Origin of the sequence: Microcystis sp. M179S2, from assembly GCF_020245805.1 — a bacterium.
Taxonomy (GTDB): domain Bacteria; phylum Cyanobacteriota; class Cyanobacteriia; order Cyanobacteriales; family Microcystaceae; genus Microcystis; species Microcystis aeruginosa.
The window spans coordinates 1-17,555 of the sequence record NZ_JADBUE010000125.1; the positions used below are offsets into that span (position 1 = coordinate 1).

The following is a 17,555-nucleotide window of genomic DNA, read 5'->3' on the forward strand; positions in this document are numbered from 1 at the left end:
AATTGAGAACCGAGGAAAAAATGCGGTCGGACTGACCGTGTTAGAAAACGCTCGCGGAGGCGATTTGACGGGGATCGACCGGTTAAACCAGGTCGATCTAGTTAAAAGCCTAAGAACCGAGAATCCCCCGCTACACCGCGCTCCGCGGTTAGCGGGGGAGAGTCAATGACGACCGAATCGTGACGACTGGCCCCCCAAAACGAAAAATTAGTACCTCACTATTAAGATGACTGCCACAATCGGAAACAATACTTAAACAAAATGGCAATGCTTCAACAGAGCGCCTTCAAGTAGGGGATGATATTCTTTTTCGGAGATAGTATAGGCCCCAAATCTAGCCAGATGGGGATTTTGCATTTGGGCATCAAATAGACAGAAATCCCGTTCTCTGAGGTGTTCGACTAACTTGACCATGGCTACCTTAGAACCATCGGGAATTTTATAGAACATCGATTCCCCGATAAAAACCCCGCCAATGGCCAAACCTAAAATCCCCCCCGCTAATTGATCCCCTTGCCAAGTCTCGAAACTGTAGGCCCAACCGGCCTGGTGTAATTGCTGATAGATTTGGATTAACTGCGGGGAAATCCAAGTCAGCGAGCGATCGGCACAACCGGCACAAACCCCAACAAAATCGCGGTTAATAGCCACGCTAAAGCGATTTTGATTCAAAACTCGTTTTAGGGACTTGGGATACCTAAAACGCCGATCTAGAGGGATAAGAGCGCGATTTCTACTAGAATACCAATCCAATCGCCCCCCCTCATCGGCCATGAGAAAGTAACCGCGTGCGTATCCTTGTATAATAGAGACGGTATCCACGACTCCCTCCAAGAATTCAGTCTTGTAGCCTGATCATTCTCTAATTATGCCCGATCATCCCGCACCAATTCCGCCTATCACTTTACCACCAATCGAAAATCCCCAACAGGAACAAACTTGGCTGCGCACCGCTTTACATCGTTGGTTAGATGCGGAATTTATTCCCGAAGCTATTAATGAAACTATCGCTGAACGTGCTAGTCAAATTTTTCTGCGTCAGCGTTTGGAAGGGGAGAACGATCTCGGTTGTCTAGTAATTGCGATCATTACCGAGATGCAAGCTTTTGATTTCCGCGAAAGTTTTTATAGTGAATTTGCCATCGCTAACGCCGTCAGTGATTTAATTTTAGATAGTTTAGGAATCGATCGCTGTTGTGGGCAAAGTTAGACAGTTTTTCTTTGTTATTGGAGTTTAATTTCTATTAGCTGCTCTGCTAATTTTTTTGTACGAATGGGGTACTGATCATTTAAGAAGTTAACAAAATCTTCTTCGGGATGTGCCACGACGATATTACTATAGTTTTGGGCTAATTCCTTGAGATTGAGTTTTTGCCGCCAGGATTATAGTAGCTAAACCGGTAACGGGAGAGTCGGGTTGCTGTAAGCGCCAGTAGAGAACCAGTAAAGCCATTAACAGGGCAATTAAAGCGGAAAATAAGCCTAAATAAGTGGAAATACGCAGGGGAATCTTAGAAAAAGACACCAAGCTATTAATCGCTAAAGCTAGGGATTTTTTAAAAGTGTATTTGACTTCGCCAGCAAACCGGGGATCTCGCTCAAATTTAACAGCAGTTTGTCGGAAACCAATCCAAGCGCGCAAACCGCGGATATAACGATTCCGTTCTGGCATAGAATTTAATAGGTCCACTACCTGACGATCCATCAGACAAAAATCCCCCGTGTCCGCAGGGATATCCACGTCGGCTAATTGTCGCAGCAATCTATAGAAAACGTAGGCAGTCAGGCGTTTAAACCAACTTTCTTTTTTCCGTTTTGTTCTCTGGGCGTAAACCACATGATAACCTGCTTGCCAAGACTCAATCATTTTGGGAATCAATTCCGGTGGATCCTGCAAGTCGGCATCAAGGACAACAATAACTTGACCCCTAGCAAAATTGAGTCCTGCCGTTACTGCTGCCTGATGGCCAAAGTTACGAGCAAAGCTAATGTAACAGACCCTAGCATCTCTTTCCTGTAGTTCCCGCATTAATTTTAAGGACCGGTCCCGACTGCCATCATTAATCAGAATTAGTTCCACAGAATCATCTAAACTATCCATGACGGCACTGACACGGCGATAGAGTTCTGGAATGGTTTCTTCCTCGTTATAAATCGGGATAATTAGCGAATATTTCGGCATTTTCGAGAAGTCGAACGGACAAAAGCCGTGTTTTTATGGCGGCCGCTACGCTCTAAATATTCTGCTAAAGTATCCCTTTTGTCAACTTAATAGATTACTGCTAGACAGTGCTTTTAAATTGCCAAGGAATGATCGACCATTGCTTGCTGACGTAAACAATTCCAGTAAGCTGCATAGAGATCCGTCTGTTGACCGCGCAGGGAAGCGATCGCAGGTGCGGCAGGAAAAGGCCAGAGACGATCAAAAACCACTTCTCGATGAGCCAGACGAAACTGCAGCAAATAAACAGAAGAAGGAGCCTGTAAATTATCCAGTAATTGCGCTGCCAGCCGATGTAAAGACTTAAGACTCTCTCTTTCCAGACTAATCGGTTGACTGTAGGCGTTGGGGATCATGCCTTCTCCGATTACCTCACCGTATTCTAAACCCTTAGATGTCACCGTGATCGGCAACCAAAGATCCCCAAAAGAAGAATCTCCCTGACTGGTTTTATAGTGCAGGGTATGGGAAACCCAAGTGCGTCTTTCCTCGATATCCCGACAAGCTTGATAAACTTTTTTACCAGGAAAATTCACCCAATTGGGTAATTGAATTGTTAAGGGACACCAGATTAAATTATTCTGGCTGGTTTTACCCGACTCCATTTTTGACCACAAAGAAGCCGTCCCCGTCACCTCCACCGCCAAGGATTTAGGAACTGCATTTTTTAAGGCAATCACCATCTTTTCGGTAACGGGCGATAGCCGAGACATCTGACCACTGGCTTGAGCTTCGGCATTAACGAGAATGATAACTTTGTCCATTTCTTCTTGTGGGTTGGGTGAACTTGAACGATCAGCGGTGAGGTTGGTTAAGAGTGAGAACTGACTGGGGTTCAATGCTTCTGTAGTCGCCATGGCAAAAGCTATTTCTCTGGATTTTAGCGGATTATACAAGAGCGCAACTATTTTTTACGGATTTTTTCAACAACAACCAGCTTCGAGGCGGGATTTTTCTGCTCCCCCTCATAGAATACCTTAATTGACAGTCGCGTAAACAGTGATCAGTAAACAGTGATTAGTCAAGAAAAAATTCGACCGAATCTAAAACCTAATTGGTTAAGCTAAAAGCTTTGATGTATTTAGTTTCTAACCTTCTTTTTAGGTAGGAGAATTGCCAAATTCTTTGGTTCTTCGGTTTGTCTTATGCAACAGACAGGATTATAAGAGATGAAACCCTTATAGAGAAAGACATGGCTGCGATTTTTGTCAATTGTTTTCGATCTAGAGCGAACTAATCAATTAAATCTCTTACCAGATAAAGATTTAGTCGATTTATGCCCCCCTATCGAACCATAACAAGTAACGAAGAGCCAATTCTTTTTGGGAGCCTCTTGTCTCTTGCCTCTTGCCTGTTGCCCCTTGCCTTCAGCAGCTGATCACTGATCACCGATCACTGAAATTACTCGTCTTCAGCGAAAATAAAGCGAGTTAGTTCACTAGGATCGGGTTCGGGGCTAGATTCGGCAAATTTAACCGCTTCCTCGATTTCAGCTTGAATTTTCTGCTCGATTTCTTTTAATTCCTCTCTCGTGGCCAGATCTCGCTCGTAGAGGTAGGCGGCAAAGCGAGTGATCGGATCTCTTTCGCCCCAGAATTGTTTCTCGTCAGCACTGCGTAACTCGTCCGGATCTGCCAGAGAGTGACCCCGGAAACGATAGGTTAAGGCCTCAATTAAAGTCGGTCCCTCACCGGCGCGGGCCCGAGCCACGGCTTCTCTGGCAGCGGCATGAACGGCGACCACATCCATACCGTCCACTTCCACACCGACCATACTAAAAACACTAGCTTTTTTATAGATTTCCGGTTGAGAAGTGGCTCGATCATGGGCCATACCGATCGCCCACTTATTATTTTCCACCACATAGATAATCGGCAACTTCCAGAGGGCAGCCATATTCAGACACTCAAAAAACTGGCCATTATTACTCGCCCCATCCCCGAAGAAACAGACCGTTACCTGATCGGCACTGGCATCACCCATGGCTTCGCGACGGTACTTACTTTGAAAAGCCGCCCCGGTTGCGACGGGAATCCCCTCGGCCACAAAAGCGTAACCCCCCAAAAGCTTATGTTCGGCGGAAAACATGTGCATGGAGCCGCCCCGTCCTTTACTACAGCCGGTAGCTTTGCCGAATAACTCCGCCATTACCTCTTGAGCGGGAACTCCGGCACTGAGGGCGTGGACGTGATCGCGATAGGTGCTAGAAACGTAATCTTCTCCCTGACGCAAGGCTTTAATAATACCGCTAGATATCGCTTCTTGACCGTTGTAGAGGTGGACAAAACCGAACATTTTGCCTCGATAATACATTTCGGCACATTTATCTTCAAACATCCGCCCCAAAACCATATCCTCGTATAGGCGAAGACCTTCAGCTTTGGTAATAATGATGGAAGCAGGATTAAAGGTTGGTAAAGTACGTTCGGAAATCATAGGGTCTGTAGTATCATTTAGACAACAAAAAGGCAAGGGGAGAGGAAGCGGTAGGTTTTTCGAGAATTCTGGCAGTGAATTTTTTAGGCTTAAACCAAGGGGTTCTTGGTATTTTCTCTCTCAAATCTAATCTTAGTCAGTCAGAGATTGGCTAGGATAAGATGGTATCTTGTTATTTTACTCGCTCCGCTCTCACTTACATCACTTAATTCACTAAGGACTCTCCAGAGTTGAGGTACAGCTAACCGTGCGCATTCCTCTCGACTACTACAGGATATTGGGAATCCCCTTTCAGGTGAGTGCCGAGCAGATTGATTTGGCCCACGCCGACCGGGGACGGCAATTGCCACGTCAAGAATACAGTCAAACAGCGATCATTGCCCGTCAGCACTTGTTAGATGAAGCTTACCAAGTGTTAAGTGCTGCGGATCGCCGTCGTGATTACGATGCTCAATTTTTTGATCCCAATCCCTTGCTTCTCAACCCAGAAAGCAGCGCCGAAAACCTAGATTCTCAGGCTGGGGGGCTGGCTGCGGCTTCCTCAGAATATCTCACTCCCCAGATTACCATTGCCCCCGCCGATCTGGTGGGAGCTTTGCTCATCCTGCAAGAGTTGGGAGAATACGAGTTAGTGATTCGTTTGGCCGAAACTTATCTAGATTTAGAGCCAACTACTCGCCCAGACATGATCTTAACCTTGGCTTTGGCCTACGGGGAATTAAGTCGGGAATATTGGCAGGATAAAAATTATGAACAGGCGGCCAGCACCGCGGCCAAAGCCCTGACTTGGTTGGAACAAGAACAAATGTTCCCGCAAGTGGCCAGCGAGATTCGCCATGATTGCGATCGCCTGCGCCCCTACCGGATACTGGAATTGTTATCCCAAGAAAAAAAACCTAGTCTTGCCCGTCAGCGCGGCTTAAATCTCTTGGAGGAGATGTTGGCCGCTCGCGGCGGCATCGATGGCCAGGGTGACGATCGCTCTGGGTTGGGGGTGGATAATTTTTTACGCTTTATTCAACAGTTACGGGTTTATTTAACTCAGGCCGAACAGGAGAAAATCTGGGCAAAAGAGGCACAACGCCCCTCGGCGGTGGGTAATTATCTGCTGGTCTATGCCTTGATCGCCCGCGGTTTCGCCCAAAAACAACCCGCCGCTATTGTCGCAGCCAGCGATCGCCTACAGCAATTACAAAAACATCAGGATGTCTCCCTAGAGCGATCAATCTGCGCCCTACTGCTCGGTCAGACGGAACGAGCAAGCACAATTTTAGAAAAAAGTCAAGAGCAAGAAATATTAAATTATATTAAGGAACAATCCGGGCAATCTGCCGATCTTTTACCCGGGCTATGTCGTTACGGTGAGCGTTGGTTACAAACAGAAGTTTTCTGCCATTTTAGTGATTTAGTCGAGCGGAAAGCCTCACTCAAAGAGTATTTTGCCGAGGAAGAAGTACAAAATTATTTAGAAGAATTGTCAGGTTTTCCTGACGAAAAAGTTCCCGTCGAGGTTCGAGAAAAGGCCAGCGAACCCTTAGAATCGGAAGTAAATGTTCTGAAAACCCACACCCCCCCCACCCATTTAAACCCAGTGCCAGGAGTGACACCGATGAGGGAATCTGCTTATTCTTCTTCCCACTCTCGTCCCCAAAAACCGTCTTTAGCTAGAGTTAACGGTGAGCGGACAAGCACTGCTGTACCTGCCCTGAGAGCCACCGCTCAGGAGGAAACTCTCACCCCCTATACTCAGGGTAGTGTGGTGGTGACAGCAGCCTATCGTCAACCGGCACTTAATCCCCCCCGTCGTCGTCCTAGTCGCCCGCGCCACCAAGCAGCAGGCAACTCCGGGCCGGCAGCCCTAGAAACGGCAAAAACTGCCCTAGTCGCACCGAAACGGAGACGACCAGCCCGCAGAAAACTGCGACTCGATCGAGTGGCGATATTGGGGGTAGGATTAGTGGGAACAATCGCGGTTTTGTCCCTGGGGGTGAAGGCAATTGTCGATAGTCAATCTCCTTTGGCAGCCTTGCAAGGGGAACAGTTACCGATTTCTTTAAATACTCCCATACTAGAAATTCCCTCGGCTAATGCGGAAGTGATGGAAGGGATTCCCTTGGACAAGGAAACAGCCAAGGAGACGATTCAAGCTTGGTTAGCGGTAAAATCGGCCGCTTTTGGCAGTGAACACCAAAAAGAGCAATTGAAAGAGGTTTTAACAGGTTCAGCCTTAGAAATTTGGCAAAAACGAGCGGCGGCTTTACAGGGAAATAACTATTGGCGCTACGATCATCAAGTGGATGTGCGCTCGGTCACTAATAATGCGAAAAATCCTAATTTAGCGACGGTGGAAGCGATAGTCAACGAAAAGGCCATGTATTTCCATAATGGCAAGGAAATTGTCAATCGTTCCTATAATGAGTCCTTGAACCTGCGCTATGATTTGGTACGGCAAGGAGATAAATGGTTAATCGAAAAAACCCAAGTCTTACCCTGATTTTTCCCGATTAAATCCCCAAAAAACTAGGTTTTAAGCTGCCCGCGCCTCCAATTAAGACTGCATGGCAGCTTTTTCAGTGGCAAGTGGCAAGTGGGGGAGCAGGGGAGCAGGGAGAAAAAAGCTGATAACTGATAACTGATAACTGAATTCTGACTCCTGCAAAGGCAAACTTTGTACCTCACCATTAAGATAACTTCTATATCTTTAGACTGATAAATGCTCGATTCGCTTAATATTTTTTAACATAAAATATGCTCTTTGATTGCTGTAATTAGTTCCCTAGAAGTCAAGCTAATGAGTTATGATCCTAGGTAGGAATCCATAGTTCTTAGAGGAAAAAAGCGGGGCAATCTCAATGTTTTGCCCACCGACAAGACCATGATTTTGATGTTTTAAAAATCTCGCATAAGTCTTTAAGAACTTTTAAAATCAGCATTCACACAGGAGGGATATTATGACAGGTAAGAGTAAACGCGGTTTTGCCTCTATGGATCAAGCTAAACAACGGGAAATCGCTAGTAAAGGTGGTAAAGCTGCTCATCAAAAAGGTACAGCCCACGAATTTACCTCCGAAGAGGCTCGCGAAGCGGGACGAAAAGGTGGTGAAGCGGTTAGCCGAGATCGCGCCCACATGGCAGCTATCGGACGGGAAGGGGGCAAAAATTCTCACAAAGGCAGTGGCAAAAACTCAAACTCCGAGGAAAATTACCCAGCCAACGAGTCTATAGGTGAAAACTACTCAGATTTTAGCAACTCGGAGGCAAATAGTTGACTTTGGTTGACTTTTTCTCGGGCTGAGAGGGTCTTAGGTGTTAGGTGTTGGGATTTTAGGGTTTTAGGGTTTTAGGGTTTTAGTTGAATTCCCCCATTTCCCCATTTCCCCATTTCCCCATCCCCCCATTTCCCCATTTCCCCATTCCCCCAATAAATACTTAAGGTTCGATACTGACAATCCAAGTCCCAACGTAGAGACGGACGGGAATATTGCCAGAGGCAATCACATCACAGGTAAAGTAATAAGTGCCTAATTCAGGATTTCTGACATTAGACATGACGATTTCAACTTTGCTGGTCGGATCGATCGCTTGTTCGGGGACAATTTGAATAATGCGACTATCCTTATCCCAAACCACTTCCTTTAAAGGTAAAGATTTGCCGTTGGTGCGTACCTCGATTTTATTGGTGTCAAACTGGCCGTTAAAATAATCGGGATAGGAAATAAAAAAAGCCGAGGCCCCTTGGGAGAGTTTTTTCGGGGGAATATAGAGTTTATAACGATCCATTTGCCGGGGACGACCACCAAATTGCAAGAAATAATCTAAGATATCCTTGCGATCGACTCCACTAAAAATGGTTAGGCCGGGGTTGCCATTGGCTAAAGTTATTTTTGGTAAAATAACCCCCGCACCCACAGCTAAAGATAGAGCAATTAAAGCGGGTGCCTTAGCATATTTAATTATTTTTGTCAAGAGTTTTAACATAAATTTTAACCCAAGGTGAGGGGGACGGTGATGGCCGCAAGGGGCCGAATACAGTTCAACTGTAACAAAACTCGATCGTTTCTTACCTAGACCTTTGCCAGTCCGATAAGTGTCTTGATTAACGCTTCATCGCTCGCGCCATATCCCGTTGATCCTGACGACGTTTCAAATCTTCGCGTTTATCGTGTAATTTTTTGCCTCTACCGAGGCCAATGCTGATTTTTACCCAACTACCTTTAAAATACATCTTCAAAGGCACAAGAGTTAAGCCTTTCTGTTCCACTTGACCGATGAGTTTGCTGATTTCCTTTTTGTGCATCAACAATTTTCTCGTCCGGCGCGGATCGTGATTAAAATATTCGCTACTCTGTTCGTAGGGGGAAATATGAACATTAATTAACACCGCTTCACCATTGCGGACTAAAACGTAACCATCCCGCAGGTTTACCTTACCGGCACGCACGGATTTAACCTCGGTCCCCAGCAACTGCACCCCCGCTTCAAAAGTCTCTAAAATCTCGTAGAGATGGCGCGCTTGCCGGTTATCAGTGATAATTTTGATTTTGTCGTCTTGATTGGCCATATAGTCAACTGAAAAGTGAAAAGTAAAAAAGCGATTGGTAGAGGCAGTATCGGCTAATTATCTCGATTTTTCCATGTCCTTATCTTTATATCTTACTCGCTCTTTTGCTCTCTCTGGACTGACTGCTTGCCGCTCTTTGGTGATCACTGGCCTTGTCAGGGGGAACGAGAAGGGAGAAAATGAGAGCAGTGTTAAATTTTTATGAAGTTTGGTTCTGTGGACAAAATTCGTACTGTTTCCGATAGTAAGCGTGATTTTTATACTCGCCACACCCGCCCCATCAATTCGGTATATCGGCGCGTGGTTGAGGAATTATTAGTTGAGATGCACCTGCTCTCCGTTAATGTAGATTTCCATTATGATCCAATTTATGCCCTTGGTGTGGTTACTTCTTTCGAGAAGTTCATGGAAGGCTATCGTCCGGGGGAGGATAAACCGAATATTTTTAATGCTTTGTGCCAAGCGGTTAACGGTAATCCCGAAGTCTATCGTCGTGATGCCGAAAATATGATCGCTATTGCCAAAGAAACTAATATTGATTCCTTGCTTTCCCAACTGCAAAACCCTGCTCTGGGGGGTAACAATCAGTTGTCTGATAGTTTAGTTTCGGTGATCAACGCGCCTAAGTTTAAGTATAGTCGCCTGTTTGCCATCGGTCTCTATACTATTTTGGCGGAAGCACAACCGGACATGATCAAGGAAAAAGAAAAACGCGAACAAATTTTGCCAAAGTTCTCAGAAATTCTCCGTCTCTCCAGCGAGAAACTGCAAAAAGACCTCGATGTTTATCGCGGTAATCTTGATAAAATGGATCAGCTGCTCAAGGTGATCGAAGATGCCCTAGAAGCAGAAAAGAAAAAACGTCAACAAAAAGAACAGGAAAAACAAACCACCCTGCAATAAAGGCTCTCAACCGGAAATTACCGCGTGCAGACAAGGGAATAGGGAACAGAAAAAGGATTAAATCGGCTCTCTTTCTTTACTGTTCCTTCTGACCTCGTTCTAAAATTAAGATCGGCAACCCTTAATATTTATCTCCCGTGACTAACTCCTCCATCACCGCACCCGTAACCGATATTTTGGCAAAAGCGCGGTCAGGGGCGAATTTATCGGCAAAAGAAGCGATTATCTTGCTAGAAACTACCGATAACCGTTTAATTGCCCGGATTCGGGAAACGGCCGACTTTTTGCGTCGTCAACAGGTGGGAGATACCGTCACCTACGTTATCAATCGCAACATTAATTTTAGTAACATCTGTGAGCAGCATTGCAGTTTTTGTGCATTCAGACGCGATGAAAATGAAGAAGGGGCCTTCTGGCTTAATTTAGAGGAAATTATCGCTAAAGCGGCGGATGCCGTCCGTCGTGGGGCGACGGAAATTTGTATGCAGGGGGGATTAAACCCAAAAGCCAAGATTAAGGGCAATTCCTTAGACTATTACCTCGAAATTGTTAAAAACCTGAAACAAGCCTTTCCTGACCTGCATTTACACGCTTTTTCGCCCCAAGAAGTCCAATTTATTGCTAGAGAAGACGGTTTAAGTTACGAAAAAGTTATCGCTTCCCTGCAAGAAGCAGGAGTGAATTCTCTCCCGGGGACGGCTGCCGAGGTGTTGGTGGATGAGGTAAGACGGGTAATTTGTCCAGAAAAAATCGATGCCGCCACTTGGTTAGAAATAGTCGGTATTGCCCATCGCTTGGGGTTACATACCACCAGTACCATGCTCTGCGGTCATATTGAAACCCCTAGCCAACAGGTGCAGCACCTCGAAAAAATTAGAAAACAGCAAGAAATCGCCCTAGAAAATAATTATCCGGCTAAAATCACCGAATTTATTTTATTGCCTTTTGTGGGACAATCGGCCCCCAAACCCCTGAGAAATCGAGTCGGACGAGATCAACCAATTTTAGCCGATACATTAAAATTAACAGCAGTGGCGCGGATTTATTTGGGCAATAGCATTAAAAATCATCAACCCAGTTGGGTAAAATTGGGCTTACAGGGGGCGACAGAAGCTTTAAACTGGGGTTGCAACGATCTCGGTGGTACTCTCATGGAAGAACATATTACCACTATGGCCGGGGCTGTGGGCGGTACTTGTTTGACCGTCGAGGAATTAGCAACGGCGATTAAATCCCTCGATCGCCCCGCCCGTCAACGGGATACAATCTATTAGAGCTTGGTAACTAATAACCGTTGAAATGACGCAACATAATCTAGGATTTGTCGGTCTAAAGTTACTAGGGGTGGTGCATCGGGTTCACCTACTCGCAAAATATCGAGATTAGGATTCAATCGCAACAGAGATATTTTGAGGTCTGGGGATAAGTTTTCATCTAACAAAAACCGGATTCTCATGCGAGGTTTAGTTCTTGCTGTTTCCGTTTTAGTTTTAGTTGTCTTAGGCGTTGAATCAGGAGGGATGGTTCGGTATTTAACCACTGTTGGTATTGTTCTTCCTGCCAGTCACGGAGGCGCTGAAGATAAGCATCTATCAAGGTCTTGTTTTGATAGTAATAGGCGAGAGTAGCGTAAATTTTCTCTAGGTTTAAGGTGGGTAACTCTTGGAGAATCTGCTGGGAAGTATAACCTTTTAAATGGTAGTTGATAACATCCTCAATCCCAATGCGATGCCCTTTAATGCGGATGTCATCTGGAGCAAAAACTTCAAAGTATTCTTCTAGTTGCATGGTTTTCTTGGAGCAGACTTTTTCTCTTAATTGTAGCATCGCCAAATCGGTGAAGCTGTCGGAAAAACTCTTCAGTTACCATATCAGTTTTGGTTCTTCGGTTTGTGCTATGCAATGGACGGAGTTATAAGGGGTGAAACCCTTCTATAGAAAGACATTGCTTCGATTTTTGCCAATTATTTTCAATCTAGAACGAGCTAATCAATTAAGTCTCTTGCCAGATAAGGATTTAGCCGATTTCTGCCCCCTGATCGAACCATACCAAGTAACGAAGAACCCAGTTGTCTTAGGTGTTGAATCAGTGGAAATGGCTAGGTATTTAACCACCGTTCGTATTGTATTGTTCATCTTAATCTATGTCTCGTAGTTCACTAAGTTGAAGTTCTAATCCGTTAATTTTGGACAATAATTCATTTCGGATTCTTCTATCTCCTTCTTGAAGATTACTTCGACGATTTATCTCTATAACAGTTTTTCTCATCTTTTTGATATTTTCTTTGACCGATTTAATCTTATTGATTGTTGTTGGTTCTGGTGTTTTAATCGTTGCTACTATACAATTTTGAAGATCATCACTCAGCAAAGTACTTATTTTTTCAAGAGCTTCTTTTCTAACTTCATATAACTCTTTATCACATTCTACCACTTGTAAGAACTTTTTGATTGTAATTTCTCTTTCTGAAACCTGATGTAATTTTGTAAGTGATCGTTTTAGATGCCAAGTATATAAAAAGATTCCTAAAGTAGATGTTACAATAATTGCTGGTATAACTATAAATAATGACTTTTTTCTTTTCTGGTTTTCTATATTTTGAATCAATTGCTCTAAATAGGGTAAGTTCTTCTTAACATAACTATCTATTTTGAGATTATTATCCATCAAGCTTTTATGAAAATAATTAATCTGATTTTCAATGTTCCTAGCTTGCTCAATTAAATCTTTTGATTTATTAGTTACAATTTTTAAGGTTGTGCTTTTTTCTTCAACAAAAATTGTATATGAACTTGATAATTCAGCTTTTTTAATAGACGTATTTATTTCCTCAAGTTGCTTAATCTTATCCATCAAAATATAGATACTATTGTCTATTTTTTCTTTGATTTTGCGAGTTTTTTCAATAATTATATTCATATCTGTTTTCAATTTTGTTAGTTCCTTACGTTGGCTTATAGCCAGATTAAGCTGTTTACTTTGATTATTTATTTTATTAATGCTAAGGTTAATATTTGATTGAATTATTAGTTTATTATATCTTTCCGTAAGTTCGGCAAATTCAGATTTTTGGGAACCAAGCTCATCTATTATTTGAGAAAATTCTTCTTTAAATTTTAGTTGAATATCATTAACCTCTTCAATTAAGTTTTCAGCTTGTGTAAATAGAAGATTTAGATTTTTTGGAAAAATACCTAATTTAGCTTGAATTTTGTCGATTTCTTTTTCCCAACTTTTTTGGAAATTTTTAGCAATTTTTAATTCCTTATCAATTGCTGCAATTATTTTAGATATTTCAGAAAAACCTAAAGGAATATTATAGATACGATTATCTGCTTGTTTAAGATTATTTAACAAAGAATCACACAAATTAAATAAATTCTTGTTAGAATCTTTTTTTCGTCTGATTTGCTCACATTTAGTTTGTAATTTATTTCTTAAATTAGGTAAATCTTTTTGAGTGGACTGAAAAGTTTGCTGTTTTTTAAACAATTCTTTCTTAATCCTTTCTAAATCACTCTGAATGGAGTTTAAGGAAGTTATAAATTCTTTATAATTAACATCTAATATTTCTATCCCTTTAATTTCTTTAGGTAGTTGTGGAGAATTAGGTTCACCATAAAATTGGTTAAATTTATTTTTTATCTGATTTATATTATTCGCTTTTTGTGATAACAAGTTTTGAGTTTTTTTCGACCAATCATAAATAGAATTTATATTTTCACTAAAGCTTTTGATCTTTCGGTTAAAATCTGGATGATTGAGTTTTTCGCTATCGTCAAAAGTTTTATCAGGGAAAAATATAGTAAAAAAACAGAAGAGAACAATACCATATAAGATAACATTAAAAACGGTTTTAAAGAACTTTAAAATAGGTAAAAACCTAAGTTTTCTAAGATATGAAAATAATCTATAACAGAACTTACGCAACCCCACCACCTGTCGTAGCATCACGATAGTGTCTGTCCAAATACTACTCCAAATAAAAACAAAAAATTTTCCAAATTTCTGTATAACCCAACAAGGAAAATGTCTTAACGCTTGTGGTACAGGTGTTCCATGTTTTACGTTGTTCCACGCCGAGTAAATAAGTCCGAGACCAAAAAATAATGTAAATAATATTCCCCAAAATTCTTCTATATTAGCTATATTGACAAGAGGATAGATAATCCCAAATAGGTATGCAGTTACAATTAAGATAGTAAATATCCATTGTACTATAAGAGGAAGAGTGATTCCTATTTGCCATATTCGTTTAATAATATGTATTTTTATCATATTTTTAGGTGTCCTTGATAGAAAATTTGAAATCATTATACATTTTATCAAATTCATACTGACCAGCAAGCTTGAAAAAATTTGATACAAGAAATAGCCAGTCTTTTAAATTAAATTTAACGTTACAAGCATAGACAAACCAGGTCAGATAAAGCTCTCGACATACAGGGATATTTTGCTCTTTCAATTCTTTTGTTATTAGTTCTCTGAAAAAATTATCAGGAAATTCTATTTTATCACTATATCCATTAGCCAATAGTCTCCTTAGCTCTCCTAATAATATAAAAGGAGCGCAAACATCGTAATTAGGATTATCAACTAGGTTAAATCTGTTTTCTTTTAATAAGTGTTTTATAAATTTATCAAGAAAGGGTTGTGTCCCTATTTGGGAGGATTTAGAAAGACTCTCTTTTTGTTTTGACTGCATTAGAATAAGTCCATCTACAATAGCAGACTCAAACACATAATCTTCTGGAATTTCTAATGGTTCTAATATTATTCTTGGCTCTTCTGAACTAGCGATCGCCAGAGCAATAGCACGAGACAGCCAAAAGTTAGGTTCTTTGTTTCTTAAAACTTTTGACAATCCATCATCTTTTCGTTCTCTTAAGTAACAAGCGGCAAGGTAATCCCCTGCTCTTTGATTAGTAAATCTCTCAAAAAGCATTTTATCAATATCATCATTTTTAAATTTAATTATATTGTTTTGAAAAGCTTGATCTATAATGCTTGCCAGAACGACTATAAAAAATTTTTTATTTTCACTTGAAAGAAAGTGAGATAAATTAGACCAATTATTTGAGACAGCTTTTTTAAAATATTCCAAGACTTTTATAAAGTTTGGTTCCTCTGAGCGGTAGTTAATATTTTCAACGTCAGAACCGTCAAAGGACTTTAATCTGCTATTGGTAATCTTGTCAACATCGTTCTTGTTATTTATTTCTAATATAGGTTGTACCCAACGCTTAAGTAGTTCGTCATCGTTTATGGCAACGCCTTCATGGATGTTCTTTTTTAGCGATTGCTCAAGAATATAATAACTCAAGACTGATAAAACTTTCTTGGTGTTGATAATAAGCGATGGATGTTGTTGATAAAATTTATGTTCATCTATCTTCATTGATTTGAGAAACTCTCTTTTTAACTCCCGTTCGTGAAGTTCGTCTATTGTAGGAACATAGTCGTCTCCACTGTTTGATTCTGCTGCAATTAAGTCAACCCATAGTGACAAGTAATATGGATTAGTTAAATACAAATCACCTCGCTTATTGGCTTGCGTAAGTTTATTTAAAACTCTTGTTATTTCTCGACGTTCTGGTGGTGATAATTCCTTTGTTGCATTTGATTCTTTCAGTCTCTTGCGAAGAAAATTTTCAAATTGAGTAGGGGAAAGAGATTTAATACGAACATTTATTACTTTTAATTGATTGGCAAAAGCTCTATATTCTTTTTCGCGGCAAGACAGTATCCATTTGGTTCCCTTTTGATAAGTTTTTTCAAGCACATTAGCTAAAAAGCTGAATAACTTACCTCGATTTTTTTTGTCAACAAACTCATCTAAAGCATCTATAATTACAACAAGTTTGTATGTAGAAGCTTCCGCAAGTAATTTCGCAAAATTTTGTTTCCATTGACCCTCAGTGTTTTCATATAGTTTTGAAAGAAAACTTGTTATTTCTTCTTTCTGTCTGCCTTTAAGATCATCTAACACATTGGCAATTTCATTGGCATGAATAAATACAGGGATATACTGGCATTTCTTTGAAGAAGTAGTTTGTTTTTTATATTCTACAAAGGTTTTGTAAAGAGTTGTAGATTTTCCACTTCCTGGGGAACCATAAACTACAATTGGCGGAGATGGAGATTGGGAAATAAGATACTGATCTAGATTGGGAATAAATTTGGTAGATTTTGGAAAAGCCTCCTGATAGGCTTGGGTTTGCATTCCAGATAAAGATATATAATTTTTAAGAGCCTGATCATATTTATATTTATTCTCTATTTCCTCCTCAAGAAGCTCTAAATATGTTTGGATAACTTGTTGCGGAAAATTTACTTTATTTCCCGAATCCACTTGAGTTAATTTTTTTTTCCAAGCTCTCTATTTCTTGCTCACATTCCTCAATCCTTTTTTTTAGTTCAAACTTTTGGCTTGAACTAGAAACTATCGAGAGTTCACGCTCGTAGTAGGCGCGTTGTTCTTCCCAGTTCCTCTTAGCTTGTTCTAGCTTTTCTTGCGACATTTCCTACCTCCGAACTAATCTCTTAATGGACTCCCATGTTTTGTACATCAATCCCTCTGTCTCAATCTCCAGTTCGTAGGAGGCAATCATCGGAATCAACGGTAGAACTACCTTTAACTTGGCTGAGGCTGCCTTGTTCTGTTCTTCTAACTCGGCTCGAATATCTTGCAGTAGGGGAATCAGTTCTCGAGGATAAAAAGTTAACGAGATGCGATCGATAGATTCTACAGCCTGCTCTACCTTTACCAGTTGACTTGCCGCTTCCTCATCCGAGATAATGATCGCTTCTTTTGGGTAAAGCTCCCAATATTCTGCTTCATATCGACGAATATTTGGGAGAATCTCTCGCTTAATTCGCTGCTTTAGCTCAAACTTGGCAGGTTTACTACTACTGATAATCAACTCTTGTTCAAACTCGCCCAGTTGTTCGTAGAGTATTTTTAGAATGTCCTCTAAATCTGCTAACCGTTGGCGATCGCTCATTGAAAGTTCCTCTCCTTCTTACAAACTGATATTTTTTTACCAAAGCCTGTAGTTTTTCTACCTTGGCTTCTAGTGCAGCCAATCTCTGATTCAATGGTACAGTCTCAGCACAGCCCAGATATTGAGCGCACCGCAATAACAACCACATCCGTCTTAGAAGTGCCACGTTGCTCATCTGTAACTATCTTACTCGCTGTGCTATTGAGTGTCACCATTTTTCTGAAGGAAGCATAGAGGGAAGCGACGTTTACATGGGTTTCTGTTTTCCCGCCTCTAATATCAGCTAAACTTATCAATGGTATAAGTAACAATAGTTTCAAACCCCTTTACAAACCGTTACAAACTCTCTAAGATAGAGACATCATCAATCGTACCTCGATAACTTAATAGGAATCATAAACCAATGACCACCACTCTACAACAGCGCGA

The 17,555-nt window shown here is 41.3% G+C and carries 16 protein-coding genes and 1 pseudogene; 5 read left to right on the forward strand and 12 right to left on the reverse strand.

Annotated features, from left to right (window positions below; genetic code table 11):
- Positions 1-252: 252 nt before the first annotated feature.
- A complete protein-coding gene (gene aat / locus IM500_RS07265; RefSeq protein ID WP_190718221.1) occupies positions 253-834 on the reverse strand; it encodes a leucyl/phenylalanyl-tRNA--protein transferase in 582 nt (193 codons plus the stop codon).
- 34 nt (positions 835-868) lie between these two features.
- On the opposite strand from aat, the gene IM500_RS07270 reads away from it, so the two are divergent.
- A complete protein-coding gene (locus IM500_RS07270; protein ID WP_190718224.1) occupies positions 869-1,210 on the forward strand; it encodes a DUF8822 family protein in 342 nt (113 codons plus the stop codon).
- Between the two features lie 165 nt (positions 1,211-1,375).
- Here the strand turns inward: IM500_RS07270 and IM500_RS07275 are convergent.
- The 3 genes and pseudogenes from IM500_RS07275 to pdhA form a co-directional block, all read right to left on the reverse strand.
- Positions 1,376-2,182, reverse strand: a pseudogene (locus tag IM500_RS07275) (glycosyltransferase family 2 protein); the annotation flags it as partial.
- Positions 2,183-2,295: 113 nt separating this feature from the next.
- On the reverse strand, positions 2,296-3,078 hold the full coding sequence (locus tag IM500_RS07280) for a hypothetical protein (RefSeq protein ID WP_190718227.1): 783 nt from the start codon (positions 3,076-3,078) through the stop codon (positions 2,296-2,298).
- A gap of 544 nt (positions 3,079-3,622) precedes the next feature.
- Positions 3,623-4,657: a pyruvate dehydrogenase (acetyl-transferring) E1 component subunit alpha gene (gene pdhA / locus IM500_RS07285; RefSeq protein ID WP_012267065.1), complete on the reverse strand. Its 1,035-nt coding sequence runs from the start codon at positions 4,655-4,657 to the stop codon at positions 3,623-3,625.
- A 247-nt stretch (positions 4,658-4,904) separates the two neighbouring features.
- On the opposite strand from pdhA, the gene IM500_RS07290 reads away from it, so the two are divergent.
- Positions 4,905-7,151: an IMS domain-containing protein gene (locus IM500_RS07290; RefSeq protein ID WP_190718229.1), complete on the forward strand. Its 2,247-nt coding sequence runs from the start codon at positions 4,905-4,907 to the stop codon at positions 7,149-7,151.
- Between the two features lie 457 nt (positions 7,152-7,608).
- Complete coding sequence (locus IM500_RS07295) at positions 7,609-7,926, forward strand: KGG domain-containing protein (protein ID WP_190718232.1); 318 nt, start codon at positions 7,609-7,611, stop codon at positions 7,924-7,926.
- Between the two features lie 160 nt (positions 7,927-8,086).
- Here the strand turns inward: IM500_RS07295 and IM500_RS07300 are convergent, their stop codons facing one another.
- Entirely contained in the window at positions 8,087-8,635 is a 549-nt protein-coding gene (locus IM500_RS07300) for a DUF2808 domain-containing protein (protein WP_190718235.1), read from the reverse strand.
- A gap of 118 nt (positions 8,636-8,753) precedes the next feature.
- Positions 8,754-9,218: an SsrA-binding protein SmpB gene (smpB, locus tag IM500_RS07305; RefSeq protein WP_002732921.1), complete on the reverse strand. Its 465-nt coding sequence runs from the start codon at positions 9,216-9,218 to the stop codon at positions 8,754-8,756.
- Positions 9,219-9,434: 216 nt separating this feature from the next.
- Between smpB and psb29 the strand changes: the two genes are divergently transcribed.
- Positions 9,435-10,121 (forward strand): photosystem II biogenesis protein Psp29, encoded by a 687-nt coding sequence (psb29, locus tag IM500_RS07310; protein WP_186814365.1) that lies wholly within the window; start codon positions 9,435-9,437, stop codon positions 10,119-10,121.
- Positions 10,122-10,258: 137 nt separating this feature from the next.
- Positions 10,259-11,395: a 7,8-didemethyl-8-hydroxy-5-deazariboflavin synthase subunit CofH gene (gene cofH, locus IM500_RS07315; RefSeq protein WP_287738036.1), complete on the forward strand. Its 1,137-nt coding sequence runs from the start codon at positions 10,259-10,261 to the stop codon at positions 11,393-11,395.
- Here cofH and IM500_RS07320 read toward each other — a convergent pair.
- The 6 genes from IM500_RS07320 to IM500_RS07345 all read right to left on the reverse strand — a co-directional run bounded on the left by IM500_RS07320 (position 11,392) and on the right by IM500_RS07345 (position 17,126).
- On the reverse strand, positions 11,392-11,577 hold the full coding sequence (locus IM500_RS07320) for a DUF5615 family PIN-like protein (protein WP_287738037.1): 186 nt from the start codon (positions 11,575-11,577) through the stop codon (positions 11,392-11,394). The genes cofH and IM500_RS07320 overlap by 4 nt on opposite strands.
- Positions 11,574-11,909, reverse strand: coding sequence for a DUF433 domain-containing protein (locus IM500_RS07325; protein ID WP_287738038.1), 336 nt, complete (start codon positions 11,907-11,909; stop codon positions 11,574-11,576). The genes IM500_RS07320 and IM500_RS07325 overlap by 4 nt, the downstream gene beginning before the upstream one ends.
- A gap of 349 nt (positions 11,910-12,258) precedes the next feature.
- Positions 12,259-14,400 carry a hypothetical protein gene (locus IM500_RS07330; RefSeq protein WP_287738039.1) on the reverse strand — a complete coding sequence of 714 codons (2,142 nt, stop codon included), beginning with the start codon at positions 14,398-14,400 and terminating at the stop codon, positions 12,259-12,261.
- 4 nt (positions 14,401-14,404) lie between these two features.
- Positions 14,405-16,474: an NACHT domain-containing protein gene (locus IM500_RS07335; protein ID WP_287738040.1), complete on the reverse strand. Its 2,070-nt coding sequence runs from the start codon at positions 16,472-16,474 to the stop codon at positions 14,405-14,407.
- A complete protein-coding gene (locus tag IM500_RS07340; protein WP_287738041.1) occupies positions 16,458-16,643 on the reverse strand; it encodes a hypothetical protein in 186 nt (61 codons plus the stop codon). The genes IM500_RS07335 and IM500_RS07340 overlap by 17 nt, the downstream gene beginning before the upstream one ends.
- 3 nt (positions 16,644-16,646) lie before the next feature.
- Positions 16,647-17,126, reverse strand: a complete 480-nt coding sequence (locus IM500_RS07345) for a hypothetical protein (protein ID WP_272077369.1) — start codon at positions 17,124-17,126, stop codon at positions 16,647-16,649.
- Between the last annotated feature and the right edge of the window lie 429 nt (positions 17,127-17,555).

Coding starts and splice junctions, on each gene's coding strand:
- IM500_RS07270 (WP_190718224.1), top strand. CDS start 869: ATGCCCGATCATCCCGCACCAATTCCGCCTATCACTTTACCACCAATC.
- IM500_RS07280 (WP_190718227.1), bottom strand. CDS start 3,078: ATGGCGACTACAGAAGCATTGAACCCCAGTCAGTTCTCACTCTTAACC.
- pdhA (WP_012267065.1), bottom strand. CDS start 4,657: ATGATTTCCGAACGTACTTTACCAACCTTTAATCCTGCTTCCATCATT.
- IM500_RS07295 (WP_190718232.1), top strand. CDS start 7,609: ATGACAGGTAAGAGTAAACGCGGTTTTGCCTCTATGGATCAAGCTAAA.
- IM500_RS07300 (WP_190718235.1), bottom strand. CDS start 8,635: ATGTTAAAACTCTTGACAAAAATAATTAAATATGCTAAGGCACCCGCT.
- smpB (WP_002732921.1), bottom strand. CDS start 9,218: ATGGCCAATCAAGACGACAAAATCAAAATTATCACTGATAACCGGCAA.
- IM500_RS07320 (WP_287738037.1), bottom strand. CDS start 11,577: ATGAGAATCCGGTTTTTGTTAGATGAAAACTTATCCCCAGACCTCAAA.
- IM500_RS07325 (WP_287738038.1), bottom strand. CDS start 11,909: ATGCAACTAGAAGAATACTTTGAAGTTTTTGCTCCAGATGACATCCGC.
- IM500_RS07330 (WP_287738039.1), bottom strand. CDS start 14,400: ATGATAAAAATACATATTATTAAACGAATATGGCAAATAGGAATCACT.
- IM500_RS07340 (WP_287738041.1), bottom strand. CDS start 16,643: ATGTCGCAAGAAAAGCTAGAACAAGCTAAGAGGAACTGGGAAGAACAA.
- IM500_RS07345 (WP_272077369.1), bottom strand. CDS start 17,126: ATGAGCGATCGCCAACGGTTAGCAGATTTAGAGGACATTCTAAAAATA.